This is a genomic window from Plantibacter sp. ME-Dv--P-095 (genome assembly GCF_030209365.1).
Taxonomy (GTDB): domain Bacteria; phylum Actinomycetota; class Actinomycetes; order Actinomycetales; family Microbacteriaceae; genus Plantibacter.
The window spans coordinates 129,705-155,862 of the sequence record NZ_JARVSB010000007.1; the positions used below are offsets into that span (position 1 = coordinate 129,705).

At 71.2% G+C, this 26,158-nt stretch carries 21 protein-coding genes; 8 read left to right on the forward strand and 13 right to left on the reverse strand.

Annotation, left to right across the window (positions count from 1 at the left end; translation table 11 throughout):
- Positions 1-54: 54 nt before the first annotated feature.
- From QRN26_RS10585 to QRN26_RS10620, 8 genes are all read right to left on the reverse strand, one after another.
- Complete coding sequence (locus QRN26_RS10585; RefSeq protein ID WP_285036622.1) at positions 55-1,038, reverse strand: SDR family NAD(P)-dependent oxidoreductase; 984 nt, start codon at positions 1,036-1,038, stop codon at positions 55-57.
- Between the two features lie 74 nt (positions 1,039-1,112).
- Complete coding sequence (locus QRN26_RS10590; RefSeq protein ID WP_285036623.1) at positions 1,113-1,880, reverse strand: polyprenol monophosphomannose synthase; 768 nt, start codon at positions 1,878-1,880, stop codon at positions 1,113-1,115.
- A 76-nt stretch (positions 1,881-1,956) separates the two neighbouring features.
- Positions 1,957-2,628 carry a class F sortase gene (locus QRN26_RS10595; RefSeq protein ID WP_285036624.1) on the reverse strand — a complete coding sequence of 224 codons (672 nt, stop codon included), beginning with the start codon at positions 2,626-2,628 and terminating at the stop codon, positions 1,957-1,959.
- The gene (locus tag QRN26_RS10600; RefSeq protein ID WP_285036627.1) at positions 2,625-3,800 is read right to left on the reverse strand and encodes a glycosyl hydrolase family 8; all 1,176 of its coding nucleotides are present in this window, start codon (positions 3,798-3,800) and stop codon (positions 2,625-2,627) included. The genes QRN26_RS10595 and QRN26_RS10600 overlap by 4 nt, the downstream gene beginning before the upstream one ends.
- Positions 3,801-3,802: 2 nt before the next feature.
- Positions 3,803-4,651 (reverse strand): DUF4397 domain-containing protein, encoded by an 849-nt coding sequence (locus QRN26_RS10605; RefSeq protein WP_056008349.1) that lies wholly within the window; start codon positions 4,649-4,651, stop codon positions 3,803-3,805.
- Between the two features lie 80 nt (positions 4,652-4,731).
- Positions 4,732-6,762 (reverse strand): ArnT family glycosyltransferase, encoded by a 2,031-nt coding sequence (locus QRN26_RS10610; RefSeq protein ID WP_285036630.1) that lies wholly within the window; start codon positions 6,760-6,762, stop codon positions 4,732-4,734.
- Positions 6,759-8,279 (reverse strand): glycosyltransferase family 2 protein, encoded by a 1,521-nt coding sequence (locus QRN26_RS10615; RefSeq protein WP_082498506.1) that lies wholly within the window; start codon positions 8,277-8,279, stop codon positions 6,759-6,761. Before QRN26_RS10615 ends, QRN26_RS10610 begins: the two co-directional genes overlap by 4 nt.
- On the reverse strand, positions 8,279-8,944 hold the full coding sequence (locus tag QRN26_RS10620) for a GtrA family protein (RefSeq protein WP_285036634.1): 666 nt from the start codon (positions 8,942-8,944) through the stop codon (positions 8,279-8,281). Before QRN26_RS10620 ends, QRN26_RS10615 begins: the two co-directional genes overlap by 1 nt.
- Before the next feature lie 295 nt (positions 8,945-9,239).
- Here QRN26_RS10620 and QRN26_RS10625 point away from each other — a divergent pair, with 295 nt between their 5' ends.
- The 4 genes from QRN26_RS10625 to QRN26_RS10640 all read left to right on the forward strand — a co-directional run bounded on the left by QRN26_RS10625 (position 9,240) and on the right by QRN26_RS10640 (position 11,690).
- The gene (locus QRN26_RS10625; protein ID WP_056778890.1) at positions 9,240-9,599 is read left to right on the forward strand and encodes a DUF7882 family protein; all 360 of its coding nucleotides are present in this window, start codon (positions 9,240-9,242) and stop codon (positions 9,597-9,599) included.
- Positions 9,596-10,429 carry an SDR family NAD(P)-dependent oxidoreductase gene (locus QRN26_RS10630; RefSeq protein ID WP_285036637.1) on the forward strand — a complete coding sequence of 278 codons (834 nt, stop codon included), beginning with the start codon at positions 9,596-9,598 and terminating at the stop codon, positions 10,427-10,429. Before QRN26_RS10625 ends, QRN26_RS10630 begins: the two co-directional genes overlap by 4 nt.
- Before the next feature lie 69 nt (positions 10,430-10,498).
- Complete coding sequence (locus QRN26_RS10635) at positions 10,499-10,672, forward strand: hypothetical protein (protein ID WP_285036640.1); 174 nt, start codon at positions 10,499-10,501, stop codon at positions 10,670-10,672.
- A 28-nt stretch (positions 10,673-10,700) separates the two neighbouring features.
- On the forward strand, positions 10,701-11,690 hold the full coding sequence (locus tag QRN26_RS10640) for an SDR family oxidoreductase (RefSeq protein WP_285036642.1): 990 nt from the start codon (positions 10,701-10,703) through the stop codon (positions 11,688-11,690).
- On the opposite strand, the gene QRN26_RS10645 is transcribed toward QRN26_RS10640, so the two are convergent.
- Entirely contained in the window at positions 11,684-13,288 is a 1,605-nt protein-coding gene (locus QRN26_RS10645) for an AMP-binding protein (RefSeq protein WP_285036644.1), read from the reverse strand. The genes QRN26_RS10640 and QRN26_RS10645 overlap by 7 nt on opposite strands.
- A 73-nt stretch (positions 13,289-13,361) precedes the next feature.
- Between QRN26_RS10645 and QRN26_RS10650 the strand changes: the two genes are divergently transcribed.
- On the forward strand, positions 13,362-14,264 hold the full coding sequence (locus tag QRN26_RS10650) for a hypothetical protein (RefSeq protein ID WP_285036646.1): 903 nt from the start codon (positions 13,362-13,364) through the stop codon (positions 14,262-14,264).
- Positions 14,265-14,266: 2 nt separating this feature from the next.
- Positions 14,267-14,920 (forward strand): TMEM175 family protein, encoded by a 654-nt coding sequence (locus QRN26_RS10655; RefSeq protein WP_285036649.1) that lies wholly within the window; start codon positions 14,267-14,269, stop codon positions 14,918-14,920.
- Positions 14,921-14,941: 21 nt separating this feature from the next.
- Here the strand turns inward: QRN26_RS10655 and QRN26_RS10660 are convergent, their stop codons facing one another.
- Entirely contained in the window at positions 14,942-15,715 is a 774-nt protein-coding gene (locus QRN26_RS10660; RefSeq protein WP_194669256.1) for a DNA-formamidopyrimidine glycosylase family protein, read from the reverse strand.
- Positions 15,716-15,795: 80 nt separating this feature from the next.
- A complete protein-coding gene (locus QRN26_RS10665) occupies positions 15,796-20,634 on the reverse strand; it encodes an ATP-dependent helicase (protein WP_285036655.1) in 4,839 nt (1,612 codons plus the stop codon).
- Positions 20,635-20,783: 149 nt separating this feature from the next.
- Between QRN26_RS10665 and QRN26_RS10670 the strand changes: the two genes are divergently transcribed.
- Entirely contained in the window at positions 20,784-21,353 is a 570-nt protein-coding gene (locus QRN26_RS10670) for an NUDIX hydrolase family protein (RefSeq protein ID WP_056008317.1), read from the forward strand.
- A gap of 76 nt (positions 21,354-21,429) precedes the next feature.
- On the opposite strand, the gene QRN26_RS10675 is transcribed toward QRN26_RS10670, so the two are convergent.
- Complete coding sequence (locus tag QRN26_RS10675; protein ID WP_285036660.1) at positions 21,430-21,924, reverse strand: GNAT family N-acetyltransferase; 495 nt, start codon at positions 21,922-21,924, stop codon at positions 21,430-21,432.
- Between the two features lie 107 nt (positions 21,925-22,031).
- Positions 22,032-23,624, reverse strand: a complete 1,593-nt coding sequence (locus QRN26_RS10680; protein WP_194669259.1) for a DEAD/DEAH box helicase — start codon at positions 23,622-23,624, stop codon at positions 22,032-22,034.
- A 498-nt stretch (positions 23,625-24,122) separates the two neighbouring features.
- On the opposite strand from QRN26_RS10680, the gene QRN26_RS10685 reads away from it, so the two are divergent.
- Positions 24,123-26,129: a glycoside hydrolase family 127 protein gene (locus QRN26_RS10685; protein ID WP_285036662.1), complete on the forward strand. Its 2,007-nt coding sequence runs from the start codon at positions 24,123-24,125 to the stop codon at positions 26,127-26,129.
- The last annotated feature ends 29 nt before the right edge of the window (positions 26,130-26,158 follow it).

A 26,158-nucleotide genomic window follows, 5' to 3' on the forward strand; every position in this document is an offset into this window, starting at 1 on the left:
CCGCTCTCACGGTAGGTCCGTGGGCGGGCGGGTGCAAGGGGTGGTGCCGCCCGCTCAGGCGCGGGTGGCGAAGGCGTCCACGCCGGTGAGTTCGGCGGAGAGCGCCCAGAGTCGGGCGGCCTCGTCCGGGTCGGTCGCGTGGTCGGCGACACCGGAGGCCGGGGACACGGCGGTGTCGGCCGGACCGGCGATGTCGCAGTCCTCGCAGAACACGCCGCCGAGGCCGTCGAGGGACGGAGAGGTCGCCGCCCACACCTCGGTCGCCGCACCCTGCTCCGGAGACTTGAACCCGGAGACGAGGAGCTTGCCGTCGGCGTCGACCCAGCCGAGCGCCATCATCTCCTCGCGCGGCAGGTGACGCTGCAGCGGCGTCAGGATGCCGCCCGGGTGGACCGAGAACGCGCGGACGCCCTCCTCGGCGCCGAACGCGTCGAGCTGGACCGCGAAGAGCGCGTTGGCGGTCTTCGCCTGCCCGTACGCCTCCCACTTGTCGTAACCGTGCTCGAACTGGACGTCGTCCCAGCGGATGCCCGAGCGCTTGTGGCCACTCGAGGACAGTGCGACGACCCGCGAGGAGCCGCCCTTCACGACGGCGGGCCAGAGGCGGTTGACGAGGGCGAAGTGGCCGAGGTGGTTCGTCGCGAACTGGAGTTCCCAGCCGGGGCCGACGCGCGTCTCGGGAGCGGCCATGACGCCGGCGTTGGTGATGATCAGGTCGATGCCACGACCGCTCGCGAGGAAGCGCTCCGCGAAGGCCTCGACGCTCGTGAGGTCGGCGAGGTCGAGTTCGTCGACCTCGACCCCCTCGATACCGGCGAGTTCCTCACGGGCGGTGTCCGGGCGTCGTGCGGGGACGATCACGTGGGCGCCGGCGTCGACCAGGGCGCGGACGGCCTCGCGACCGATGCCGGAGTAGCCACCCGTGACGATGGCGAGCTTGCCCGAGAGGTCGATGCCCTCGAGCACCTCCGCCGCGGTGCTCGAGTGGCCGAAGCCGGAGTCGATGGGATGCTGCGGGGTGCGCGTGGGAGTGGTCATGCCCTCACGCTACGACGCAGGCGACGACGGGGGAACCGGGTGGACCTGGGAACATGTGCAGGTACCGGCCCTACTCAGCGGGTGGACAGGACGCGCACGGAGGGCAACGGGTGTCCGTGCAGCAGCGCGCGGAGTTCCTGCAGGCGGCGGCGCACGCCCCACATCGTGACCTTCTTCAACGACTCCGACACGATGCCGCCGCTCATCTTCGACTCACCGGACACGCGCTCGGTGAAGACGATGGGTGTCTCCACGACCCGGAGGCCGCGCTGCAACGCCCGCCAGAGGAGTTCGACCTGGAAGCAGTAGCCCTGGGACGCCACGTCGGCGAGGTCGATGCGCCGCAGCGCCTCGCTCCGGAACGCGCGGAACCCGCCCGTCGCATCGGCGACACCGATGCCGAGGGCCAGACGCGTGTAGAGGTTGCCGCCGCGGCTCAGCGCGAGCCGGTGGGCGGGCCAGTTCTCGACGACGCCACCAGGGACCCAGCGCGAGCCGAGGGCGAGGTCGTGCTCGTCGAGCAGCGCGATGAGTCTCGGGAGGTCCTCGGGGTGATGGGAACCGTCCGCGTCCATCTCGACGATGACCTCGTACCCGCGGGCGAGCGCCCAGGCGAACCCGGCGAGGTACGCGCCACCCAGCCCGTCCTTCACGGCTCGGTGGAACACGTGCACCTGCTGGTGCTGCGCGGCGAGCTGGTCGGCGAGGAAGCCGGTGCCGTCCGGCGACGAGTCGTCGACGACGAGGATGTCGACCCCCGGGACGGCCAGTGTCCGGTCGACGATCGGCTGCAGGTTGTCGAGTTCGTTGTAGGTGGGGATGACGACGAGGGAGCGGTTCACGTCGGTTCCTTTCGGGTCGGTTGGAGTGGTTCGGAGCGGAGCGGCCCCTCGACAGGCTCGGGGACCGGAGGAGGGCTTACGGGGTCTTGCCCACGAGCGAGGCGAAGACGACGTAGTTGTTGGCGTAGGTGTCCGCGGCGTCGTCGAAGGGTCCGTTGCAGGTGATGAGCCGGAGTTGCGCATCGGGCGTCGGCCCGTAGACCTCCTCGGTCGGGAAGGTCTTCTTCTCGACGTCGATGGCGCGGTCCACCGCGTAGGTGGCGGTCGAACCGTCGGACATCGTCACCGTCACCTGGTCGCCCGCGACGAGCTGTTTGAGGTGGACGAAGACCGCCTCGCGGAGGGTCGTGTCGAGATGCCCGGCGATCACTGCGGGCCCCACCTGGCCGGGGAGGACACCGGCGCGGTACCACCCGGCGTCCTCCCACTCGACGGGTGGCAGGAGCACGCCGGACGCATCGCGTTCGAGCGGTTCGACCGCCGCGTCGACGCCGATCGCCGGGATCTGCACGCGGCTGACGCTCAGGGCGCTGACGTCGGCGGTCGGCGCCTGGGTCGCCGGGTCCTGTTTGGCCCCGGCGGCCCCGCGGTCGGTCGCCTCCGAAGCGGTGAGCGGCCCGTCGGCGGCGTTCGGCGACGACGGCGTCTGCCCGGAGTGCGTGGCGCCGCACGCCGAGAGGGCGAGCGCCGTGACGAGCGCTCCGGCGACGGCGAGGGCGCTGATCCTCGCGCGTGGTGCCCGGGTCATGAGCTGGCTCCGTTCATGAGTGGCGGGCAGCCGTCGAGGTCGTCGGTCGTGAGCATCATGGGGGCGAGGGCGGCCCAGGCGGCACCGAAGTAGCTCGGCACCTCCTGCGCGAGCTCGTCGGCCGCCCGCAGGTCGTCCGCCGCCTCCGGCAGGTTGCCCACCGCGGCGCGCGCGGCGGCTCTGGCCTCCAGGGCGAGCGGGTGCTGGTCGGAGGTGAGCGGCGAACCACCGAGGTCGGTCTCCGCCCGCAGCTCCTTCGAGCGTGCGAGCGTCGAGACGAGTCGAGCGGCCGTCGCCTGATCGGCGGGGACGCACGACTCGGCGTAGCGGATCGGGAGTCGGGCCGCGTCGTAGCCGTAGCGGACGCTCTGTCCCGTCCCGGCGGCACCGGGCATCGCGTCGACCGTGCCGTCGGCGTGCACCTGCGCCCAGTCCGGTGGGAGCGGGCTCTCGTCGAGCAGGGCGGACGTGACCGCAGCGGAACCGGCCTGCAGCTCGGCCCATCGGGGATCGCCCGTCGCCGCGCCCAGCACCGAGAAGGCGACGGGGGAGGCGTACGACGGGTTGTACGCGTAGGGTTCGGTCGCCGCGGCCCAGGTGCCGGGCAGCAGGATGCGACCCGCGGCGGTCTCGACGGTCATGCGGTCCGCGATCACCCCGGCGAGCTTGACGCCGGCATCGGTGAACCGTGGCTCGTCGAAGCGCTTCCCGGCGATGACGAGGGCTCGGGCGGCATCGAGGTCGCCGTCGCTGGCTGGTTCCTCGTCGACGACCTCGCCGTCACTCCACCGCCAGGCGAGCAGTCCGTCCGGTCGCTGCAGGTTCGCCTCGGTCCAGTCCCAGATCCCGGTGAACGCCTTCTTGTCGCCGACGCCCGCGGCGATGAGCAGCCCGTAGGCCTGGCCCTCGCTCACGGTGTCGTCGCCCTGGTCGCGGCGCACGACCCGGCCGTCGTCCACCCAGTCCGCGAGGAACGCCTCGGCGGCCTGGGTGGCCGAGCGGTCCGTCGCGGTCGGCTGCGGACCGCTGCCGGCCTCGACGGTGCCGGGTGACGCCGCCGGTGGCCCTTGGAGGTCCGCCGGGAAGCCGGTGGCCAGCGAGGCGATCACGGCGGTGGCGGCGACCGCGGCGACCGCCGTCACCGCGATGCCGATCGTCTTCTTGGCGCTCATGCTCAGCTCGCCGCCGTCCCGATCTCCTGCACGAGCCGTACGAGCTTCGCGTCGAGGTCGTCGAACACGCTCTGCAGCGCCGACGAGTCCTTCGCGAGCCCGCCGCCACCGGTCTCGACCGGCCCCTCGGGCGCGTTCCCGGCGGCGGAGCTGTCGAGCACGGGCATGAGGGTGACGCCGCCGGCTGCGTTGTCGAGCACGAAGAGCGTGCTCACGGTGCCGGGTGCGAGGTTCACGGAAGCTTCGGCCGCCTGCTTGCCGCCGGTCAGTTTGAGATCCCACGGGCCGGCGGGGACGCTGGCGTAGTCGGTCGCTGTCCCGGTGGTGGCGCCCTTCGCGATGGGCATGCCGGTCGAGGTGCTGACGTCGACGCTCTTCACGTCGGTCGACGCCTGGATGAGCCTGATGCGCGCCGCACCCTCGGTCGGACCGGTGAGGTCGTCCTCGAAGACCTTCGTCTGGAGGTCCTTGTTGGGGCCGTAGGCGGCGACGGTCGCCGCCTCCCCGGCCGTGATGGTCACGTTGGTGCTGATGACCGGCTTCGTGCTGTCGGGGGACCCGGCGGGCACCATCGACACCACGTAGGTGCCGGCGGCGAGGTCGGTGTACGGCGAGACCTGTCCGTAGGCGACGTCGTCGAGTTCGAAGACGGCCGCGCCGCCGGAGAGTGCCGACAGCTTCACGTCGACGGACTTCGTGTCGGCGGAGAGGTGGCCGACGCGGATCCAGCCGCCGCCGGACGCGTCGGTCGTGGCGGCGTTCGCTGCGGTGGTGCCGAAGCCGATGAGTGCTGCCGTCGCGACGGCGGCGAGGCCGCTGAGGGCGATTCGCCTCGTGGTGGTGGTTCGCATGGTGGAACTCCTGTTCTTCGGGTGGTTCGGGGGTTCGGTCGGTTCGGGTGTCCGGCTGGAGCCGGAACTCGGGTGGGTGGTCAGCGGACGAGGTCGGGTTCGACGACGGAGTAGGTGACGCGGACGCCCTCCGCCGTCTGCTCGACCCGGTCGGCGGCGTATTCGCCCTGGATCGACCGGATCGAGTCGGCCAGGCGGCTGTCGCCCGCCTCGTCACCGGTGCGGAGCACCATGGTCCGGCGCACGTCTCCGGTCTCGCCGTCGAGCACCGGGGTGCTCTCGAGCCGGACCGGCGTCGTGGCGAGCACCTGTCCGAGGGCGAGCAGGGCGCGGGAGTCAAGCTGACCGTCGCTGAGCGTCTGCGCCGCCTTGGCCGAGACACTCAGCGCGGGGTTCTGGAGGAGCTGCGCACCGAGCGCCGCCCGAGCCGCCGTGCGTCCGGCAGCCCGCTCCGCTGCGGCGTCGAGCCCGTCGGCGTCGATGCGACGGACTTCGACGGCCTGCGTTCCGGAGCCGAACGTCGCGACGAGTTCGGAGTTGTCGATCGCACCCTTCACCTCGGGGAACGTCGTCGGGAACGTCCGCATCGAGTCGGTGGTGACGATGTAGTCGGCGTCGCGCCAGCCGTTCGGCGACTTGGCCTGTACGGCGGAGTCGGTGTCCATCTTGTAGTACCAGATGACGTTGTCGCGGTCGAAGCCGCTCTCGACGAGGTCGACCCACATCGCGTCGTCGACGATCACCCGGGACTCCTGGGGCACGTTCGTCTGCACCCACTGCTGGGCCTGCCGGACGGGCTTGTCGAGGTCGGCGAGGAGGAATCCGCGGAGCTGGGTCGCGGTGTTCGGGACGGCGACGACGGCTGCCGCGAGCACGGCGGCGATCCAGACGGCGCCCGCAGCGCGTCCACCGATGCGGCGACCGCGGGGTGCACCTGTCTCGAGCGCGGAGCGCCGACGGAGTCGACGGACGGCCACCCCGGTCACGCCCATGATGAGGATCGTCATGAACGGCAGCAGCATGATGACGTACGGCACGGGCAGGTATCCTCCCGGACGCAGCATGAACAGCCCGAGGAAGACGGTCATGGCCGCGATGACCCGCAGCCGCTTGACGAAGAGTCCGGCGACGGCGGCGACCGCTCCGGCGACGAGGAGCGCCGCATCCAACTGCCACCACATGCCGAGCGTCTTGGCCGACAGGCTCGCGGGGTCGAACAGCGAGCCGCTCGCGACGCGCGATCCGAGCTGGAAGAAGACGCCGCCGAGGAGGCTCACCCGGTCAGGGCCCGGGAAGAGTTCGCCCTTGATGGCGGCGAAGAGCACGTAGGTGAAACCGATGACGACGACGATGGTCGCAGCCACCGGCAGCGTGTACCGCCGGGTCTCCTTGCGGGCCGCGCGCCACATGGTCCAGGCGAGGAAGGGCAGGGCGAGCAGGAAGGTCTCCTTGCTCAGCACGGCGATGCCGAACGCGGCGGCGGACCCGGCGAAGCCGACGAGCTGGTGCTTGCGGCTGGCGGCGAGGACGAAGGCGCCGAGGAGCCACGGCACCGCGACGTTGTCGAGGTAGACGGTGCGGTGGAACTGGACCGCGAGCGGCGAGATCGCGAACACGAGTGCGGCGACGGCGGCCATGGCCCGGCTGAGGTGCAGGCGTCGGGCGAGGACCCAGACGAGCACGACGGCGATCAGCGTCGCGACCAGCATGGCTTCACGCGCCGCGATCACGGCGATGTCGTAGCGGTCGAACGCACCGGTCAGCCCGGTGTACGCCGCGATCTGCAACCAGCCGAGCGGCGGGTGGTCGTACCAGTAGGTGTAGTGCGCGAGTTCACCGAGCTTCAGGACGCTCCACGCCTGGGCCGTGTAGGTGCCCTCGTCGTCGATGCGCTGCGGGGATCCGCCCATGTTCATCGCCTGCACGACGGCGGCGATGGCGAGCACGGGGAGGAGGAAGGCCAGGGTGCGACCGTGGCGCGAGAGCCAGCGGCGCACGATGCCCGGGCCTCGCTGCGTCGGCGGTCCGGAGGCGAGCCAGCCGAGGCGGTCGCTCTCCAGGTGGAGCTGCGGACGGCCCGGGGCGGCCGGTCGTTCGAGGATGCCGGTCATCGGGTTGCTCCGTTCTGGAGGACGAGCTCGGGTGCGCGGTCGGGCAGGTCGACGGCGACGGGTGCGGCCTCGGTCGCCTCGGCGACCTCGTCGCTGCGGTGGGCGCCGGTGTGCTCCGTCTTCTCCCAGGAGTGGTCGCCCTTCCACTCGCGGAAGACGGAGCGGACGGCTGCTGCGCCGAGGAAGATCTGGTACGGGAAGGTGCCGAGGATCAGCCGGGCGTAGTCGCGGAGGCGGACCTTCTGGCCGTAGAGGCGACCGAACTCGCCGAGCCCCGAGGCCTCCACCGCGAGGGTGACGATCGTCGGCGCGAGCGGGATGAACGTCAGCAGGGCGATCGGGGCGGGCACCTTCGCGAAGAGCACGAGCAGGACCGAGACGGGGATGAGGAGGCCGGTCGCCGCCTGGAGGAACGGCATCGACAGCAGGTACCGGGCGAACATGCGCTGACGGAAGGTCGGCAGTTTCCGCCACTCGCCCTTCTTCAGCACCTGCAGGAAGCCCTGGTTCCAGCGCGTGCGCTGCTTGTACAGGGACTTCAGGGTGCCGGGGGTCTCCTCACGGGTGACGACCTCCGGGCTGTAGGCGACGACGACCGTCGCGCCGGCGCTCGAGAGCCGGACGCCGAGCTCGCAGTCCTCGGCGAGGCAGCCGTCGTCCCACCCCTCCGACCAGTCGAGCCACGTCTTCTTCACGAACACGGTGTTGCCGCCGAGCGGGATGAAGCGCGAGTTCGCGTGGAAGTGCAGCCGGGACCGGAACCAGAAGTAGTACTCGAGCACGTTCCGGAGCGACCACCAGCTGGACTGGAAGTTCATGAGCTGCACGCCGCCCTGGACGACGTCGGCGCCGCTCTCGGTGAAGCGGGAGTCGACGAGGGTGAGCAGGCGGGGATGCACCTCGTCCTCGGCGTCGAACACGCCCACGACGTCGCCACGGGCGATCTGCAGGGCCCGGTTGAGGGCCTTCGGCTTGTTCTTCGGCACGCTGTCGTCGACGACGACCTTGATGAGCTCGGGGTGTCGGGCGGCGGCCTCGCGGACGACGCGCTCGGTCCCCGGGTCGTCATGGCCGACGATCGCGATGATCTCGAAGTCGGGGTGGTCCTGTTCGGCGAGGCGGTCGAGCGTCTGGCCCATGACCTCCTCCTCGTGCCGGCCGGGGACGAGCAGGGTGAACGAGTGCTTCGCGGGCAGCGGGACCGCTGCGAAGCCCGTGTTCTTGAGGTGGCCGGTCGACCGCCAGGCGTGGAGCATCCAGTAGAGCGTGGTGACCGCGATGATCGTCAGCGCTGCGGCGAACAGCAGCAGGGTGCCATAGCCGAGCCATTCGCCGACGCTCCAGGAGCCGGGATCGCCGACCGCCGTCGGGTCCACGAGGGTGCCGCGGTTCGGCAGCGGTTCCGCTGGTGCCGTGGGCTGCGGGGTGAGCAGGGGAGCGGGTTCGTCCGCACTGGTGAACGGGCGGGCGGACGCGTGTGCGAGCGCTCCGAGGAGCGGTGCGAGGACGGGTGCCATCAGGACAGGCCTCCAGAGGTCGGCAGGGCATGGGTCGGTGCGGATCGGCGAGCGGTCGTGGCTCGGACGGCCGGGGCTGGTGTCGCCGCGGCCGTCGGGTGCTCGGGCGTCGTCGGGGTTGCAGCGTGGTGCCTGCGGCTGCTCGCCGACCGGGCGGGCCGGAAGACGACGTGCCGGTAGGCGAGGAACCGGAACACCATCCCGAGGACGAGCCCGACACCGTTCCCGGCGATGTTGTCGGCGAGGGCGGTCGTGTAGCCGAGGACGTAGTGCGAGACGAACAGGCATCCCGCGGCGATCCCGAGGCCGAGGACGTTCATGAGGGCGAACAGCGCCCCCTCCTTCCACACCCCACGGCGGTGCTCGGTCCGGAACGTCAACGCCCGGTTGCCGAGCCACGCGACGATCGTGGCGACGGCGACGGAGATCACCTTCGCGCCGATCGGCTTGTCGTCGAGCACGGTGAACCGGAGGAGGTTGTACACGCCGACGTCCACGACGAACGCGGTGCCGCCGACGAGGCCGAAGGTGACCAGCTGGGAGACGAGCTTGGGGAGACGCAACGGCTGGCGTGCACGACGGGAACGCGTCCCGGGAGCGACGGATCGTTCGGGGAGGGACGACTTGCTCGGGTGCACGACGGAAGATTCGGGCTTCACGGTCATGCACGCCGTTCGGGCTCATCGCGAACCGTGGTTTGGTCGTGGACGCCGACGCCCAGAGCTTTGCCAGGTCCACGAAACAGGACCGAAATTCCTTGATTTTCCAGGGAAGTCGAGGTACTCGCGAGGCCTCGGGGGGCAACACTCCGGCCCCCTGAACTGGGCTGTCGCCAGTCCGTCAACCGGCACGACGGCGATCACCCGTTCGCCTACGATGGGGACAACGCCCGTCGTGCTCGGGCGTCGTGCGGCCCGGATTCGTGGGCGCGCGGATGACCGGCTCAGAGGGAGACATCTGTTGGGAAAGCTGATCTACGGGAGCTCGTCGCGGGAGCTCGAACTCGACGACCGGATGCTCGCGCACGTCAAGTCGATCGCCGTGATGAAACTGCGTCGCAACGAGTCCTTCACGATCTCCTGGCCCCGCTCGCTCGAGACCGGTGGTGGACGCGTGACGATCTGGGTGCACCCGTCGATCTCGCTGCAGTTCGAGTTCGACCAGGAGCAGCGTCCGGAACTCAACCGCAGCTGGCTCGAGTCGATGATGCAGGAGGCGAACAAGACGGGCGACCTGGCCATCGGTCGTGAGGTCCCCGAGGCGATGCCGACGAGACCGGCGCCCGTGAACGAGCCGCGGCCCCGGAAGTCCTCCGCGTGAGCGACCGCGTGATCGTCCTCACCGGCGCGAGCGACGGCATCGGCGCTGCGGCCGCGAAGGCCCTGACCGAGGCCGGCGAGCACGTCGTCGTGGTCGGCCGGTCGCCCGAGAAGACCGCCGCCGTCGCCGAACGGGTCGGGGCGGCGTCGTTCATCTGCGACTTCGCCGAGCTGGCGCAGGTCCGCCTCCTCGCCGAACAGCTCCTCGAGCGATACCCGCGCATCGACGTCCTCGCCAACAACGCCGGCGGTATCTTCGGTGCCGACCGTCGGGTCACGACGGACGGCCACGAGCAGACGTTCCAGATCAACTACCTGGCTCCGGCCCTCCTGACCCACCTGTTGCTCGACCGCCTCATCGAGTCGGACGCGACCGTCATCAACACCTCGAGCGTCGCCAACCGCCTCTTCGGGAAGCTGGACCTCGACGACCTCGACGCCGAGCGGTCGTATTCGCCGACGCGCGCGTACGGCAACGCGAAGCTTGCGCAGATCCTCTTCACCAAGGAGCTCGAACGCCGCTACGGCGCTCGAGGGCTGTCCGCAGCCGCGTTCCACCCGGGCGTCATCTCCACGAACTTCTCCAGCTCACCGGACGGCGCGATGCGACTCCTGTACGCGACGCCGCTCGGCCGCCACCTCCTGAACACCCCCGAGGAGGGCGCCGACACCCTGTTCTGGTTGGCCGAGAGCCAGCCGGGCATCGACTGGACGTCGGGCGGCTACTTCGTGAAGCGGAAGCCTGCGCGGGCCAACAAGCTCGCGTCCGACGTCGTCCTCGCGCGGCGGCTCTGGGAACGGACCGAGGAGATGCTCGCCGAGCACCACTGAGCTGACGTCCCGGCAGCCGGCCGCTCCAGCGGCTCGGTGTCCCGCCGACCGGCAGCCTAGGCTGGTGGGATGCGATGGAACGAATGGACGGTGGGCCTCGCCGTCGCCGGCGTCCTCGCGCTCGCCGCGGTGCTCATGCTCGTGGTCCTCGGGCCTGAAGCACCGGTCGTGTGGGGGCTCGTGTCGGGCGTCCTGCTCGCCCTCGTCGTCGCCACCATGTCGTACGTCAAGCGCGAGCGCTGACCGGCCCTCGTGCGCGAGGATGGACGCCATGACGACGAAGCGCATCCTGTTCATCGGCGGCAGCGGCATCATCTCCTCGGCGTCCGTCGCCAGAGCCGTGTCGCTCGGCCACCACGTGACGGTCCTGAACCGCGGTCTGTCCCACGTCCGCCCGCTCCCCGAGGAGGTCGAACTCCTCCGCGCGGACATCCGCGACACGGACGCCGTCACCGAGGTCCTCGGCGCCCGCGAGTTCGACGTCGTCGCGCAGTTCACGGCCTTCACGCCGGAGCACGTGCAGGCCGACATCGACCGGTTCGCCGGACGCATCGGTCAGTACGTGTTCATCAGCTCCGCCTCGGCGTACCAGAAGCCGCCACAGCGCCTTCCTGTGGTCGAGTCGACCCCGCTCCGCAACCCGTTCTCCCAGTACGCGCGCGACAAGATCTCCTGCGAGGACGTCCTCGTCCACGCCTACCGCGAGCAGGGGTTCCCGGCCACGATCGTGCGCCCCTCGCACACCTACGACCGCACGCTCATCCCCACGATGGGCCGCCGCACGGACCTCGACCGCATGCGCGCCGGCAAGCCCGTCGTCGTGCACGGCGACGGGACGACCCTCTGGACCATCACGCACACGGAGGACTTCGCCGTCGGGTTCGTCGGGCTCCTCGGCCGCCGCGACGTGCTCGGTGAGGCCTTCCACATCACCGGTGACCACGCGCCGAGCTGGAACGACATCACCCGGTGGATCGCCGACGCGGCCGGGGTGGAGGCGCAGATCGTGCACGTTCCGTCCGACCTCATCGACGAGATCCACCCGGCACTCGGCCCGACGCTCCTCGGCGACAAGGCGTTCCCGATGATCTTCGACAACACCCGGATCCGGAGCCTCGTGCCCGAGTTCCGTCCGTCGATCCCGTTCTGGGACGGCGCGGCCGAGATGGTCGCGTTCCACGACGCGAACCCGCAGTGGCAGCCGGCCGACCCGGAACTCGACGCCGCCTTCGACCGGATGGTCGCCGCCGTCGGTCACTGAGCCTGTCGAAGTGCTTCCGCAGCGCGGAGGTCCTTCCGGAGGATCTTGCCGGAGGTGGATTTCGGGATGACGTCGACGACCTCGACCCGGCGGATCTTCTTGTGCGGGGCGACGCGCTCCGCCACCCACGCCATGAGTGCCTCCCCGGAAACGTCTTGCCCGGCCTGCAGGACGATGAAGGCCTTCGGCACCTCCTGACCGTCCTCGTCGGAGACCCCGATGACGGCGGCGTCGGCGATCGCCGGATGGCCGAGCAGCAACGCCTCGAGCTCCGCGGGCGCCACCTGGTAGCCGTGGTACTTGATGAGCTCCTTCAACCGCTCGATGATCCGCACGGTGCCGTCGCCGCGGACGGTCGCGATGTCGCCGGTGTGGAGGAAGCCGTCATCCTCGAGCGTCGCGCGCGTGGCCTCCTCGTTGCCCAGGTACCCGAGCATGACGTTCGGCCCGGCGCACAGCAGCTCACCGGGTGCGCTCTCCTCGTCCGAACCGGCTGCGGGGTACTCGACCTCCACCCCGGTCTCCGGGTCGACGATCCGGCACCGCATGTTCGGCAGGCTCGTCCCGACGCTGTCGAGGGAGGCGCCCTCCGCCTGGAACGCGATCGCATGACTCACCGGGCTGAGCTCGGTCATGCCGTACCCCTGCCGCAGCCGGCAGTCGAGGCGCTCCTCGACCGCCCGTCCGAGCGTCGCGTCCAATGGCGCGGCACCGGAGAAGATCGTGTGGACGCTCGACAGGTCGAACTCGTCGACGAGCGGGTGCTTCGCGAGCGCGACCGCGATCGGTGGGGCGATGAACACGTAGCTGCACCGGAAGTCCTGGATGATCCGGAGGAACTCCGCGAGGTCGAACCGCGGCATGGTGACGAGGGAGGCCCGGCACGCGAGTGCGAGGTTCAACAGCACCGTCATGCCGTAGATGTGGAAGAACGGGAGGACCGCGAGGATCCGGTCGTCGGGCCGCATGCCCAGCTGCGGGATCGACTGCTGCACGTTGGCCACGAGGTTCCGGTGCGACAGCATCACCCCCTTCGGCCGCCCGGTCGTGCCGGACGAGTAGGGCAGCACCGCCACGTGCGTCGCCGGGTCGAACGAGACGTCCGGTGCGGGGAGGCGACGGACGAGGAGATCGGTGAGCGAGGCGTGACCCTCTGCGCCGTCGAGGACGACGACGCGGTCGGAGGGGATGTCGCAGGCGCTCGCCGCAGCCCACGCCTGGGGCAGGAGGGCGGAGACGGTGAACACCATCGTCGCGCCGGCGTCGAGGAGCTGCGCCTCGATCTCCTCCGCGTTGTACAGGCCGTTCACCGTCGTCGCCGTCGCTCCGGCACGGAGGATCCCGTGGAACACGGTCGCGAACGCGGGGACGTTCGGGGCGTGCAGGGCGACGACGTCCCCGATGCCGATCCCGGCCGCCGCGAGGGCGCCTGCCAGCGCGTTGATCTGCGAGATGAGCTGCCGGTAACTCGTCTCGGCGCCGGTCGTGCCGTCCCGGAGGGCGATGCGATCGAGGTCGCTCGAGGCGATGCCGCCGAACAGGGTGTCGTAGACGCTCAGATCGGGGATCTCGACGTCGGGATGCGGGCTGGTGAACACGAGTGATCTCCTTCGAACACCGGTGATGGTGGAGTGAGTCTACTCACGCCAGGTGCTCGTTAGGCTGAGACCCGTGAACGCGCCCCGCCCCATCCTCGGTCTCCTCCTCGACGTCGACGGCCCCATCGCCAGTCCCATCACGCGGACGATCAACGTCCCGAGCATCGCGCAGGACCTCGCGACCCTCGCGAACGCCGGCATCCCGATCGCCTTCAACACCGGCCGCAGCGACGCCTTCCTCCGGGCGGTCGTCGTCCCGCCGCTGCTCGCCGCCGGGCTCGACGCCGACGTCCGGCTGTACGGCATCTGCGAGAAGGGCGCCGTCTGGTTCGGGTTTTCCGCGACAGGCGTCGACGAGCTGCGGCTCGACGAGGAGGTGGCGATGCCCGAAGGATACGGGGCCGCCATCGAGCGCCTCGTCGACGAACGGTACGCGGAGACGGTCTTCTTCGACCACACGAAGCGCGCGATGGTCTCCGTCGAACAGCACGTGGAGGTGCCGGCGGCGGACTACGCGGTCGTGCGGAAGCACTTCGACGACGACGCCCGGGCCGAGCTCGCCCGTCGCGGGTTCGGGGTCGACCACGCCCCCGGGCGCTACCCCGACGACGCCGGCCTCGTCCAGTACCGGATCGACCCGACCATCATCTCCACCGACATCGAGTCGGTGCGCCTCGGCAAGGACCTCGGGGCTCAGCGCGCGCTCGAGCTCCTCGAGGCCGACGGCGGTGCGCTCCCGCTCGCCTGGCGGACGGTCGGGGACTCCCGCAGCGACTACGCGATGGCCGACTGGCTCTTCGAGCACGGCTACACGGTCGAACATGTCGACGTGCGGCCGGCCGACGGCGTCCCCGAGAAGCCGTACCCGATCCTGACCCACCCGACGCTCATCCACGACGAGGCCGGCGCGGCCTTCCTCGCCCGGTGGGTCGAGATGGTGCAGGGGACCGCGACGGACGACGCGGACGTGAGCTGACCATGGCCGACGACGGAGACCGCGCACCGAGGGACCGTCGCCACGGTCCGACCACGGAACGCGGCCTCGATCGCGTCGTCAACTTCAGTGACGCCGTCGTCGCGATCGCCATCACGCTCATCATCCTCCCGCTCGTCGATCTGGCGCAGGAGTACGGCGGTGGCCCCGTGGCCGCGTTCCTCGCCGAGAACTGGACGGGGCTGGCCGCGGCCGCCCTGAGCTTCGTGATCATCGCGAACTTCTGGCGCGACCACCACCGGATCTTCGAGCGCACCGTCGGCTACTCGAAGCGGCTCGTGTCGCTCAACTTCGTCTGGCTCGCCGGCATCGTCTTCCTGCCACTGCCGACAGTGCTCCTCTTCGACTCATCGGGGGACGACCGCGGCGCCCCCATGCTGTACATCGCGACGATGCTCGTGTCGATGGTCGCGGTGCGACTGCAGCAGCTGGTGATCCAGCGGGACGGGCTGCTCAGTGAGGAGGCCGCTGCGATGCCGCCCCGCCCCTGGGCGCTCGTCTGGGCGCCGACCGGGCTCATGCTGCTCGCGTTCATCCTCGCGGCGACGGTACCGGGGCTCGGCACGCAGGCGCTGTTCCTGCTGCTCCTGTCCATCCCGCTCGGGTGGGTCGGGGGCCGGAGGCACCGCGGCGACTGAGCAGGCCACCGGGTGACCGGGTCAGGTCTGGCAGTGGGGACACCAGTAGGTGTCGCGGAGCGCGGTCGGGTCGGCACCGAGCTTGCCGCGCTGGATCCGGGTCCCGCAGCGCAGACAGCGCTGGCCGTCGCGTCCGTACACCCACGTCTTCCTGCCCGGCCTCGTGTCGCCCGTCGTGACCCGGTTGCGGCGGTCGCGGTTCGCGTTGATGAGGCGGTAGCCGAGCCGGACCGCGCCCGGGAGGTCGACCTCGGCGCTCGGCCTCGTGGGCAACACCCCGCGGATGAAGCACAGCTCGTTGACGTACTCGTTGCCGAGCCCGGCCAGGTTGCGCTGATCGAGGAGCGCGACGTGGATCTCGCGGCCGTCGGCCTCGAGGTTCCGGATGGCGCGAGCTTCGTCCCAATCGGGACCGAGGAGGTCGGGGCCCAGCCAGCCGAACCGCTCCTCGTCCTCGCGTGACGGGAAGACCTCGACGAGGCCGAGTTCGAACCCGACGGTCACCCAGTGCTCGGTCGACACGATCGCACGGGCCTTCCACGCCGGCCGCCGCCAGTGCTCACCCGGCTGGTAGACGTGCCACAGCCCCTCCATCTTCAGGTGGGTGTGGAGGGTGTGGTCGCCGATGTGGTGCAGGAGGTGCTTGCCGCGCGGGATGACGTCGTGGACGACCTCGCCGCGGAGATCGACGGTGGCGAAGGCGGGCACACGCAGGTCGAAGCCGGAGACGACCTCGCCGGCCAGCGCCTGTCGCAACCGATGCGCGGCCTGGAAGACCGTGTCACCCTCTGGCATGAACCGCTCCGTCCGTTCCGGCTACGGTGCCACCGGCACCGCGTCCGGCGCAACCCGTGGCACCACCCAGCCGTCCCGGCTCAACCACGCCGGAGCCGCAATCCGCGCGGTGTCTCGACGAACCCGGCCTCCCGCAGGGCGTGGCCCGTCGGGGTGCCGAGGACGAAGGTGCCGTTCACCTGTTCGATCCCGAGCTTCTCGATGCGGCCCGCCGTCACCGTCGATGCTAGGGAGCGTGCACCCGAGCGGAGCTGGTCCACGTCCTCCGTGAACACCAGTGCGGTCTTGCCACCCCGCTCGAGGTAGTAGACGGGCGCACCGTCGACGAGGACGATGAGCGCGCCGGCCTTCCGCCCCGGCCGGTGCTTCACCCCGGTGACCTCCTGGCTGGGCCAAGCGAGTGCGGCACCATAGGGGTTCGCAGGGTCGGTCGCGGCGAGCGTCACGGCGGCGAGCGGTGGGTCGTCGTCGGTACGGATGAAACTCCGCAGCCGGTCGACCGTGCCCGAGGAGGCGAACTGTGCGCCCCCGAGTCGCTCCACGAAGTACCCGCGTCGGCAGCGGCCGTTCTCCTCGAACTGCTTCAGCACCCGGTAGGCGAGTGCGAAGCCGCCGACGACGCCTTCGGCCACCACCGAACCCCGGGTGACGACGCCGTAGCGCTCCAGTAGGGTCTCGCCGGTCGCGACGGCACGGATGGTGGCGTCCTGCTCGGCGAGCGGCAGGATCGACCATCGGCCGCCGAGGGTCTGGCTCGCGCGCGTGGACATCGATGGGCGCTGCAGGTTGCGCCCGCGGTACAGCTTCGCGCGCGGGGTCTGCCGCTGCACCCGGTGGGCCGAGGTGCCGCCTCCGGACCCGACGAGGGTGCGCAGCGGGGAGAAGGTGTCGTTGGTCACCAGCCCTGCCCACACGAGCTCCCAGAGGGCGTCGACGAGGAGCTTGTCGTCCGTCGACCCGACCGATTCCGCGAGCTGCCGGAAGAAGTACGCGCCACCCCCGCCGAGGGTCGCGAGCAACTCCGTCTGCAGGGCGTCGGGCGTGTGCGGGGTGGGGGTCAGCGGCAGCGTGAGCGGCGCCGTGTCGGCGAGGTGGAGGGCGACCCAGCCGTCGTTGCCGGGGATGGAGCCGCTGCCCGACCAGACGACCTCGCCCGTCGCGGTGAGTTCGTCGAGCATGGCCGGGCTGTAGTCGGCGACCCGTGAGGGCAGGATGAGCGACTCCCAGGCCGAGGCCGGGACGGGTGCCCCGGCGAGCTGGTCGATGACCGTCGCGACGCCGTCGACCCCGCGGAGCGTACCGCCGAGGTGCTGCCACACGGGCAGGAACCGGGCGAAGGCCTGCTGCTCGACGGGCTCGACCTCGTGGCGGAGCGCGGCGAGCGAGCGGATGCGCAGCTTGCGGAGGACGCCGGCGTCGCACCACTCGGTGGCGTCGGTCGGGCCGCGGTCGGCGTCGTCGCCCGACTGCTGCCGGCCGGCGGGGAGGAACTCGCCCTTGACCACGCGTCCGGCGTCGGCGAGGCGCGCGAGGGTGTGCTGGACCACGGCCGTGCCGAGCCCGAACCGCCTGGCGGCCTGCCCGGTCGTGAACGGGCCGTGGGTGCGGGCGTACCGGGCGAGGAGGTCGCCGAGTGGATCCGTGACCGGCTCGGTGAACGCCACCGGAACACCGATCGGCAAAGGCGTCCCGAGGGCGTCGCGGAGACGGCCCGCGTCCTCGATGGCGGCGAAGCGTTCCTCCCCGGCGATCGGGACACGGATGACGCGCTTCGTGCGTTCGAGCTCGGCGACGGCTGCGGCGGAGCGCACCGGGTCGGGGACCCAGGCGTCCGGGTCGTCACCGCGGCTCGCCTCGCCGTCGGCGGACACGGCGACCCCGTCGAAGGTCGTGCGGGCGGCGATCTCATCCACGGTGAGCGGACCGAGCATCCGCAGCGCATCCGCGACCCCCTCGACCCCCTTGAGTCGTCGCTCGGGGTCGAGACGTTGCAGTTCGAGCGCGGTCTGCTCGATGACGCCGGGGTCGAGGAGCTCCCGGAGCTCCACGCGGCCGAGGAGTTCACCGAGCATCGTGCTGTCGACCGCGAGTGCCGCCGCACGCCGCTCGGCGAGCGGGCTGTCGCCCTCGTACATGAACGCGCCGACGTAGCCGAAGAGCAGGGACCGGGCGTAGGGCGACGGCTGATCGGTCGTGGTCTCGACGATGCGGATCGCGCGTGACTGCAGCTCGCGCGCGAGCTGGTCGAGGGCCGGGAGGTCGTAGACGTCCTGCAGGCACTCGCGCAGCGTCTCGAGGATGATCGGGAACGTCGGGTACTGCTTCGCGACCTCGAGGAGTTGGGCCGACCGTTGGCGTTGCTGCCAGAGGGGCGAGCGCTTCTGCGGCGAGTAGTTCGGAAGCAGGAGGGCACGCGCGGCGCACTCGCGGAACCGGGAGGCGAACAGGGCGGACCCGCCGACCTCCTGCGTCACGAGGGCGTCGAGCTCCTCCGGCTCGAAGACGAAGAGTTCGGCTCCCGGCGGCTCGCTCTCGGTGTCGGGAAGCCGCACGATGATGCCGTCGTCGCTCGCCACCGCGGAGCCGTCGACGCCGAGCCGCTCCTGCACGCGTGCGCCGACCGCGAGCGCCCACGGTGCGTGCACGCGCAACCCGTAGGGGGAGTGGAGGATGACGCGCCAGTCGCCGAGTTCGTCGCGCGAGCGCTCGACGACGAGGGTCGTGTCGTTCGGGACGACGCCCGTCGCCTCGCGCTGTTCGCGGACGTAGGCGACGAGGTTGCTGATGGCCCGTTCGTCGAGTCCGGCCGCCTCCAGGCGCGGGGTCGAGCCGGTTCCCGTGGTGTCGAGCTCGCGGACGAAGGCGCCGATGGCACGACCCAGCTCGGCCGGGCGTCCGATGCCGTCACCCTTCCAGAACGGGAGCCGCCCCGGCTGGCCGAACGCCGGGGTCACGAGCACGCGGTCGTGGGTGATCTCCTGGATGCGCCAGCTCGTCGCACCGAGGGCGAAGACGTCGCCGACGCGGGACTCGTAGACCATCTCCTCGTCGAGCTCTCCGACCCGGGCACCAGGGCCGCCCTCGCCCACCATGAAGACGCCGAAGAGTCCGCGGTCGGGGATGGTGCCACCGCTCGTGACCGCGAGGCGCTGGGCTCCCGGTCGACCTGTCAGGACCCCGGCGTCGCGATCCCAGACGATGCGCGGGCGCAGTTCGGCGAAGGCGTCGGAGGGGTAGCGTCCGGCCAGGAGGTCGAGCGTCGCTTCGAAAGCCGAGCGGGGCAGGGAGGCGAACGGAGCGCTGCGCTTGACGGTCTCGAACCAGTCCTCCACCCCGAGCTCGTCGAGCGCGACCGCCGCGACCGTCTGCTGCGCGAGGATGTCGAGCGGGTTCGAGGGGACCTCGATCGCCTCGATGAGCCCGGCCTCCATCCGCTCGGTCGCGACCGTGGTGCTGATGAGGTCGGCCCGGTGCTTCGGGAACAGGACGCCTCGGGAGACCTCGCCCACCTGGTGGCCGGCTCGACCGACCCGCTGCAGGCCGCTGGCGACGCTCGGCGGGGACTCCACCTGGATGACGAGGTCGACCTCGCCCATGTCGATGCCGAGTTCGAGACTCGACGTCGCGACGACGCAGCGCAGCCGACCTGACTTGAGGTCCTCCTCGATGCCGGCGCGCTGCTCCTTCGAGACGGAGCCGTGGTGGGCTCGGGCGAGCAGCGGGATGTCGTCGTCGCTCTCCTCCGCGGTGGGGCGGGCCGCTGCGGCCGCGACGCTCGCCGAGCCGCGGGTCTGTCCGCTCTGCGCCATGAGCTGGGCGGGTGGGCGTCCGGCACCCGGCGTCACGAGGGCGCTCTCGCTGAGCCGGGCCTCGTTGATCTCGTTGAGTCGGGCGGTGAGGCGCTCGGCGAGCCGCCGTGAGTTGGCGAAGACGATCGTGGAGCGGTGGGCGAGCACGCGGTCGACGATGGCCTCCTCGACGTGCGGCCAGATGCTGCCGACGCGGTCCTCGCCGCCGCCGTCGCTGTTCGGGGTGTAGCCCGTGAAGCCGCCGCCACTGCCGTCGTCGTCGGCCTCGCCCGGTGTCCGCATGCCGGCGTCGGGATCGGTCATGTCGTCGACGGGGACCACGACCCGGAGGTCGAAGGTCTTCGCCGCCGGCGGCGAGACGATCTCCACGGGTGCCCGGCCGCCGAGGAACCGTGCGACCTCCTCGGCCGGGCGCACGGTGGCCGAGAGCCCGATGCGCTGGACGGGCTTGTCGAGCATGGCGTCGAGCCGCTCCAGCGAGACCGCGAGGTGTGCGCCGCGCTTCGTCGAGGCGACGGCGTGGATCTCGTCGATGATGACGGTGTCGACCGTGCGGAGGGTCTCCCGGGCCGCGCTCGTCAGCATGAGGAACAGGGACTCGGGTGTGGTGATGAGGATGTCGGGTGGCTCTTTGGCCATGGCCCGGCGGTCGGCCGACGGGGTGTCGCCGGAGCGGACGCCGACGCTGATCGTCGGCGGTTCGGTGCCGAGACGTCGTGCCGCCTGGGCGATGCCCACGAGCGGGGTGCGGAGGTTGCGCTCGACGTCGACCCCGAGCGCCTTCAGTGGGGAGATGTAGAGCACGCGGGTGCCGCGCGAGCGCTCTCGCTGGGCCTCGGCCGCCTCCGCCTCGTCGGCCTCGAGCCCGCTGAGCGGCACGCCCGTCCGCCGCTTCGCCCCGTGTTCCGCGATCGCCTCGGACAGCAGGCGGTCGATCGACCACAGGAAGGCCGACAGGGTCTTGCCCGACCCGGTCGGCGCGACGACGAGCGCGTTCGCCCCGCGCGAGATCGCTTCCCACGCGCCGGCCTGAGCCGGCGTGGGCGCGACGAACGCCCCCTCGAACCAGTCGCGCGTGGCGGGGGAGAAGCGCTCGAGCACCTCGGTCATGGGTTCCATCATCCAGCACACCACCGACACCGTGACCGGCATCGCGTCCGCTGGGCGGGGCCCCTATGATCGCGGCGTCCACCGGGGACGCCGTGTCGAACCGCCGCCCGCCTGGATCGCCGTTCGGCTCCATGCGGTATGAAGGAGCTATGAGCGTTCGCACCCCAGATCCCAACCCGGAACCCGATCTCCCCGGCAATTCCAATCCGGGCTGGCTGTCGGACGTCGAACTCGAGGAGATCCGACGCCGCCTCCCGCTGCTCTACGTCGAGGCCGTGCCCGTCCGGGTCGACGGCTTCGGCGTCGTGACGGAGGTCGGCGTGCTGCTGCGCGCCACCGCCCTCGGCGAGATGACGCGCACGCTCGTCTCCGGTCGCGTCATGTACGGGGAGACCATCCGCGACGCGCTCTTCCGCCACCTCGAGAAGGACCTCGGTCCGATGGCGTTCCCGCTGCTCCCGGCGTCGCCCGTGCCGTTCCAGGTGGCCGAGTACTTCCCGCTCCCCGGGCTCTCGCCGTACTCCGACGACCGGCAGCACGCCGTCGCGCTCGCGTACGTCGTCCCGGTGACGGGGACGTGCGAGCCGCGTCAGGACGCGCTCGAACTCACCTGGATGACGCCCGAGGCGGCGTCCTCCGATGCGATCGCCGCCGAGATGGAGGGTGGCCGCGGCGCCCTGTTGCGCGCGGCCCTCGCCTCCGTCGGTCGCCTGCGCTAACCCTTCGACAAGCTCAGGGACCGGGAGGGGCGGCTCAGGGACCGGTACAGGCTCAAGGGCCAGGGACCGGGCGGGGTCAGCGGGTGAGGCGGACCTCGTCGATGGTCTCGCCGAGGAACGGCTCGGTCCGCGCCGCGCCGTCGGCGTGGAACCCGTTGCGCTCGTAGAAGCGGTGCGCGCGCGGGTTGTCCGCGGCGACCCACAGGTAGGCGGGCTGGCCGTCGGGGATCGCGGCGTCGAAGAGCTGCTGCCCGATGCCCGTGCCATGCCAGGCGTCCAGCAGGTAGATGAAGTACAGCTCACGCTCGCGCGGCATGTCGTCGTCGCGGCCGGGGCCGGAGCCCGAGAAGCCGACGATCTCGCCGTCGACGAGCGCGGCGAAGTGCGTGTACTCGGGGCCCTGCGCGGCCCAATGGGTCCACAGCTCGGCCATGCGGCGAGGAGAGAGGTTCGCGAGGGTGGCGGAGCTGATCAGGTGGTCGTAGGTCTCGTGCCAGGTCGTGGCGTGTACACGGCCCAGGGACTCGGCGTCGACGTCTCGGATCGGGCGGACGACTGCGGTGGCGTTCATGGTGGAACCGTATCCCGACAGCACCCGTCCGACGAAATCGGGGCCGCGGGAACGGCGAAGCGCCGCCCACCCGGAGGGGGACGGCGCTTCGATCGAGCGGGTCGCTGCTAGTTGCTGCTGGACGCGCGGCGGTTCGTGCGCGGACGCGAGGACTCCGCCGGAGCGCCCGAGTTCGCGGCGTAGCCGGTGCTGTAGTGGGTCCGGCTGCCACCGGTGGCTGCACCGGCTCCGGCGCGGGCGCCACCGGAACGGCCGGCGCCGGAGCGCTGACCGCCCTGGCCACCCTGACCGCCTGCGGGACGACCGCCACGACGACCGCCGCCGCCCTGACCGCCCTCGCGAGGAGCGCCGTCGCGGCTCGCGCCGGCACGGGCACCATCGCGGTCGCGGTGACCGTTGCCGAGGCCGTTGCCGTCGCGCGCGGCGCGCTTGCGCTGCGCGTTGGCGCCCTGCGAGCGACCACCGCCGCCACCACCCTGCGGCTGCACGGCCGCGCGCGGCGCGGGCTTCACGTAGGCGGCGACATCACCGATGAGCTCGAGGACCGCCGGCGAGGTCGCGGTGACCGCCTGCGGGGTGACGTTGATCTCGGCCTTGCGGAGGAGCTTCTTGAGGTCGTCCATCTGGCCGGGGATCGCGAGGGTGACGACGTCACCGGCGCTGCCCGCGCGAGCCGTACGGCCCGAACGGTGCAGATACGCCTTGTGCTCGGTCGGCGGGTCGACGTGGATGACGAGCTCGACGTCGTCGACGTGCACCCCACGGGCGGCGACGTCGGTGGCGACGAGGACCTTGGCGGTCCCGGCGCTGAAGGCGGCGAGGTTGCGGTCGCGGGCCACCTGCGAGAGGTTGCCGTGCAGGTCGACGGCGGGGATGCCGGAGTCGGTGAGCTGCTTCGCGAGCTTCTTCGCGTGGTGCTTCGTGCGCATGAAGAGGATGCGACGGCCGCTGCCGGAGGCGAGGGCCTGGATGAGGTCCTTCTTCGACTCCACCGAGGGGGTCGTGAAGACGTGGTGCGTCATCGCGGCGACGGGCGAGTTCGCCTCGTCCACCGAGTGGAGCACCTCGTTCTGGAGGAACTTGCGGACGAGCTTGTCCACGCCGTTGTCGAGCGTCGCCGAGAACAGCAGGCGCTGTCCGCCGCGAGGCGTCTTGTCGAGGATGCGCGTGACGACCGGCAGGAAGCCGAGGTCGGCCATGTGGTCGGCCTCGTCGAGGACGGTGATCTCCACGGCGTCGAGGTTCACGAAGCCCTGCTTCATGAGGTCCTCGAGGCGACCGGGGCAGGCGATGACGATGTCGACGCCGGCGCGGAGGGCCTCTTCCTGACGCTTCTGCGAGACGCCGCCGAAGATCGTCGTGGTCTTCAGGGAGTAGGCGTCGGCGAGCGGCTGCATGACCGCCGCGATCTGGGTGGCGAGCTCACGCGTCGGCGCGAGGACCAGGCCGAGCGGGCGACCCGGGCGGCGCTTGCCGCCGGCGAGTGCGCCGCCGAGCCGGGCGACCATCGGGATGCTGAACGCGAGGGTCTTGCCGGAGCCGGTCTTGCCGCGGCCGAGGACGTCGCGTCCGCCGAGGGTGTCGGGGAGCGTGTCGATCTGGATGGGGAACGCGCTCGTCTTGCCGTCCTTCGCGAGGGAGGCGACGAGTGGTGCCGGGACGCCGAGGGCGTCGAAGGTGATGGGGGCTGCTTCGGTCATGGGTGTGTGTCTCTTTCAGGCACGGCCACGAGCTTCGATGACGGCTGCCGGGCGCACAAGTGCTGCAGTGGCGGGCACGGCCGTCGTGATTCCTCACGGGCTGCATCGCTCACACGAGTTCTCGCATGGGTGATACGGCGTGCTTCCGTCGGCGTCGTCGCTGGTGGGAGGTGGCGAAGGCGCAGGGTCGCGCATCCGTTCGCCGTATGAAGTGTCATCGACCCTGGCATGCACCGCTGGGATGTCATGTAGGGGAGAGAGGGAGCGTTCTACGACGCAAGCGAACCCCGCACCGGATGGTGCGATCGAACGCAAGTGGCTCAACCCTAGCGCATGAGGCTCCGCACTCGCTGAGTGGCCTGCGTTACGGCGGTGTTTCCATCTCCTGGGATCGGTCGTCGGCGCTTGACAGTCCGCCGGAGCGGGTGAGTAATGTGTCACCCACCACAAACCGGTATCGGTGTACTGTGTCACACGGTACAGAAAGGCCTGTCGCCCATGAGCTTCGATGAAGACGCCCGAACAGCGAGCGCCGCCGTGCGCGCGGATCGCGAGGCAGGTGCCGTCCACCCCGTCGCCGGACACCGTGTTCCCGTGGCCGCCGGACGGGTCCGGTTGGGCGAGGGTGAACTCGGCGCGTGGCAGCGGCGGAACCGCCGGGCGACCGCGCCGCACGCGATCGAGCAGCTCCGACTCGCCGGCAACCTCGACAACCTCGCCAGGGTCGCCGATCCCGAGGACGCGACGGGTGCCTTCCGGGGCCGCTACCCGTTCCTCGACACCGACGTGTTCAAGACCCTCGAGGGGCTCGCCTACCTGCTCGCAGCAGACGACGCCGAGGACGACGTCACCCGAACGGTCCGCGACTTCTACGAGGAGGCCGTCGGCGTCATCCAGGCCGCCCAGCGGGAGGACGGCTACCTGAACTCCTACTTCCAGGCGCCCGAGATCGACAAGGAGCCGTGGGAGGACCTGGCGTGGGGGCACGAGCTGTACAACCTCGGCCACCTCATCCAGGCAGCCGTGGCCGCACAGCGGAGGCTCGGCGACGGGCGTCTGTTGGACGTCGCGCGGGCGTTCGCCGATCTCGCCGTCCGACGGTTCGGACCGGACGGCGACCCACAGGTGTGCGGGCACCCCGAGGTGGAGATGGCGCTCGTCGAGCTGTTCCGTGAGACGGGCGAGCGGTCCTACCTCGAGCTGGCGTCCGCCTTCGTGGACCGTCGCGGCCACGGCACCGTCGAACTCCGGGTCTTCCCGGCGGAGTACTTCCAGGATTCGGCGCCGCTCCGCGAGCTGGACTCCGTGACCGGCCACGCCGTCCGGATGGCCTATCTGGCCGCCGGTGCCGCGGACGTCGCGCTCGAACAGGGCGACGACGGCCTCCTCGCAGCCCTGCAGCGTCTCTGGGACGACATGGTCGAGACGAAGCTCTACTTCACCGGCGGGCTCGGGAGTCGCCACTCCGACGAGGCGATCGGCGACCGGTACGAGCTCCCCTCCGAGCGCTCGTACAGCGAGACCTGCGCCGCCATCGCGGTCATGCAGTGGTCCTGGCGGATGTACCTCGCGACGGGTTCGGCAGCCGTGCTCGACACCTTCGAGACCGTCCTCTACAACGCCTACGCCGCCGGACTCTCGGCCGACGGCACCGCGTTCTTCTACGACAACCCGCTGCAGCGCCGCCCCGACCACCTCCAGCGTTCCGGGGCGGAGCCCGACGGCGGACTGCTCCGTCGCAGCTGGTTCGGCTGCCCGTGCTGCCCGCCGAACATCGTGCGCTGGACCGCCGAGCTCCAGGACCACCTCGCCGTGGTCACCCCGGTGGGGATCGAGCTCGCCCAGTACACCGCGGCGACCGTCGAGACCGAGCGCTTCAGCTGCACGGTCGACACCGCCTACCCGTGGGACGGCTCGGTCGTCGTCACGGTCGACGCCGCCGACGCCGCCGAGGTCGAGCTCGCCCTGCGGGTGCCCGGCTGGGCGACGGACGCCACCGTCCGTGTCGCCGGTGAGTCCGTGGACGCCCGACCGGTCGACGGCTGGATCCGCCTCACCCGCCGATGGACGGCGGGGGAGCGGGTCGAACTCGACCTCCCGATGCCGGTCCGGGCGCACGGCGCGCACCCCTCGGTCGACGCCCTCCGCGGATCACTGGCGTTCGCGCGCGGACCGGTCGTCTACTGCGCCGAGCAGGAGGACGGCACGACCGACCTCGACCTGCTCCGCCTCTCACCGGCGGACGCCGATCGCGCTGTGGTCGAGCACCGCCGCATCCTCGAGACCGAGCGCATCGACGCCGTCGCGCTCCTCCTCCCGGCCATGGCGGACGCCCCGGCACCGGCCGTGCTCTACCCGGCGCTCACCGGCGGCGGCTCGACGCCCGCCGGAGCGACACCACCGCCCGCGGAGCCGATGCGCGAGACCACCGCGACCCTCATCCCCTACGCCCTGTGGGGCAACCGCGGACCCGGCGCCATGCGCGTGTGGTTCCGCACTCGCTGACCTTCCTCGACCCGTTCCCCTCGCACCGC

What these genes read in the sequence shown, in the direction of transcription:
- QRN26_RS10585 (WP_285036622.1), bottom strand. Translation starts at nt 1,038, where the DNA reads ATGACCACTCCCACGCGCACCCCGCAGCATCCCATCGACTCCGGCTTC.
- QRN26_RS10595 (WP_285036624.1), bottom strand. Translation starts at nt 2,628, where the DNA reads ATGACCCGGGCACCACGCGCGAGGATCAGCGCCCTCGCCGTCGCCGGA.
- QRN26_RS10600 (WP_285036627.1), bottom strand. Translation starts at nt 3,800, where the DNA reads ATGAGCGCCAAGAAGACGATCGGCATCGCGGTGACGGCGGTCGCCGCG.
- QRN26_RS10605 (WP_056008349.1), bottom strand. Translation starts at nt 4,651, where the DNA reads ATGCGAACCACCACCACGAGGCGAATCGCCCTCAGCGGCCTCGCCGCC.
- QRN26_RS10610 (WP_285036630.1), bottom strand. Translation starts at nt 6,762, where the DNA reads ATGACCGGCATCCTCGAACGACCGGCCGCCCCGGGCCGTCCGCAGCTC.
- QRN26_RS10615 (WP_082498506.1), bottom strand. Translation starts at nt 8,279, where the DNA reads ATGGCACCCGTCCTCGCACCGCTCCTCGGAGCGCTCGCACACGCGTCC.
- QRN26_RS10620 (WP_285036634.1), bottom strand. Translation starts at nt 8,944, where the DNA reads ATGACCGTGAAGCCCGAATCTTCCGTCGTGCACCCGAGCAAGTCGTCC.
- QRN26_RS10635 (WP_285036640.1), top strand. Translation starts at nt 10,499, where the DNA reads ATGCGATGGAACGAATGGACGGTGGGCCTCGCCGTCGCCGGCGTCCTC.
- QRN26_RS10640 (WP_285036642.1), top strand. Translation starts at nt 10,701, where the DNA reads ATGACGACGAAGCGCATCCTGTTCATCGGCGGCAGCGGCATCATCTCC.
- QRN26_RS10655 (WP_285036649.1), top strand. Translation starts at nt 14,267, where the DNA reads ATGGCCGACGACGGAGACCGCGCACCGAGGGACCGTCGCCACGGTCCG.
- QRN26_RS10660 (WP_194669256.1), bottom strand. Translation starts at nt 15,715, where the DNA reads ATGCCAGAGGGTGACACGGTCTTCCAGGCCGCGCATCGGTTGCGACAG.
- QRN26_RS10665 (WP_285036655.1), bottom strand. Translation starts at nt 20,634, where the DNA reads ATGACCGAGGTGCTCGAGCGCTTCTCCCCCGCCACGCGCGACTGGTTC.
- QRN26_RS10670 (WP_056008317.1), top strand. Translation starts at nt 20,784, where the DNA reads ATGAGCGTTCGCACCCCAGATCCCAACCCGGAACCCGATCTCCCCGGC.
- QRN26_RS10675 (WP_285036660.1), bottom strand. Translation starts at nt 21,924, where the DNA reads ATGAACGCCACCGCAGTCGTCCGCCCGATCCGAGACGTCGACGCCGAG.
- QRN26_RS10680 (WP_194669259.1), bottom strand. Translation starts at nt 23,624, where the DNA reads ATGACCGAAGCAGCCCCCATCACCTTCGACGCCCTCGGCGTCCCGGCA.
- QRN26_RS10685 (WP_285036662.1), top strand. Translation starts at nt 24,123, where the DNA reads ATGAGCTTCGATGAAGACGCCCGAACAGCGAGCGCCGCCGTGCGCGCG.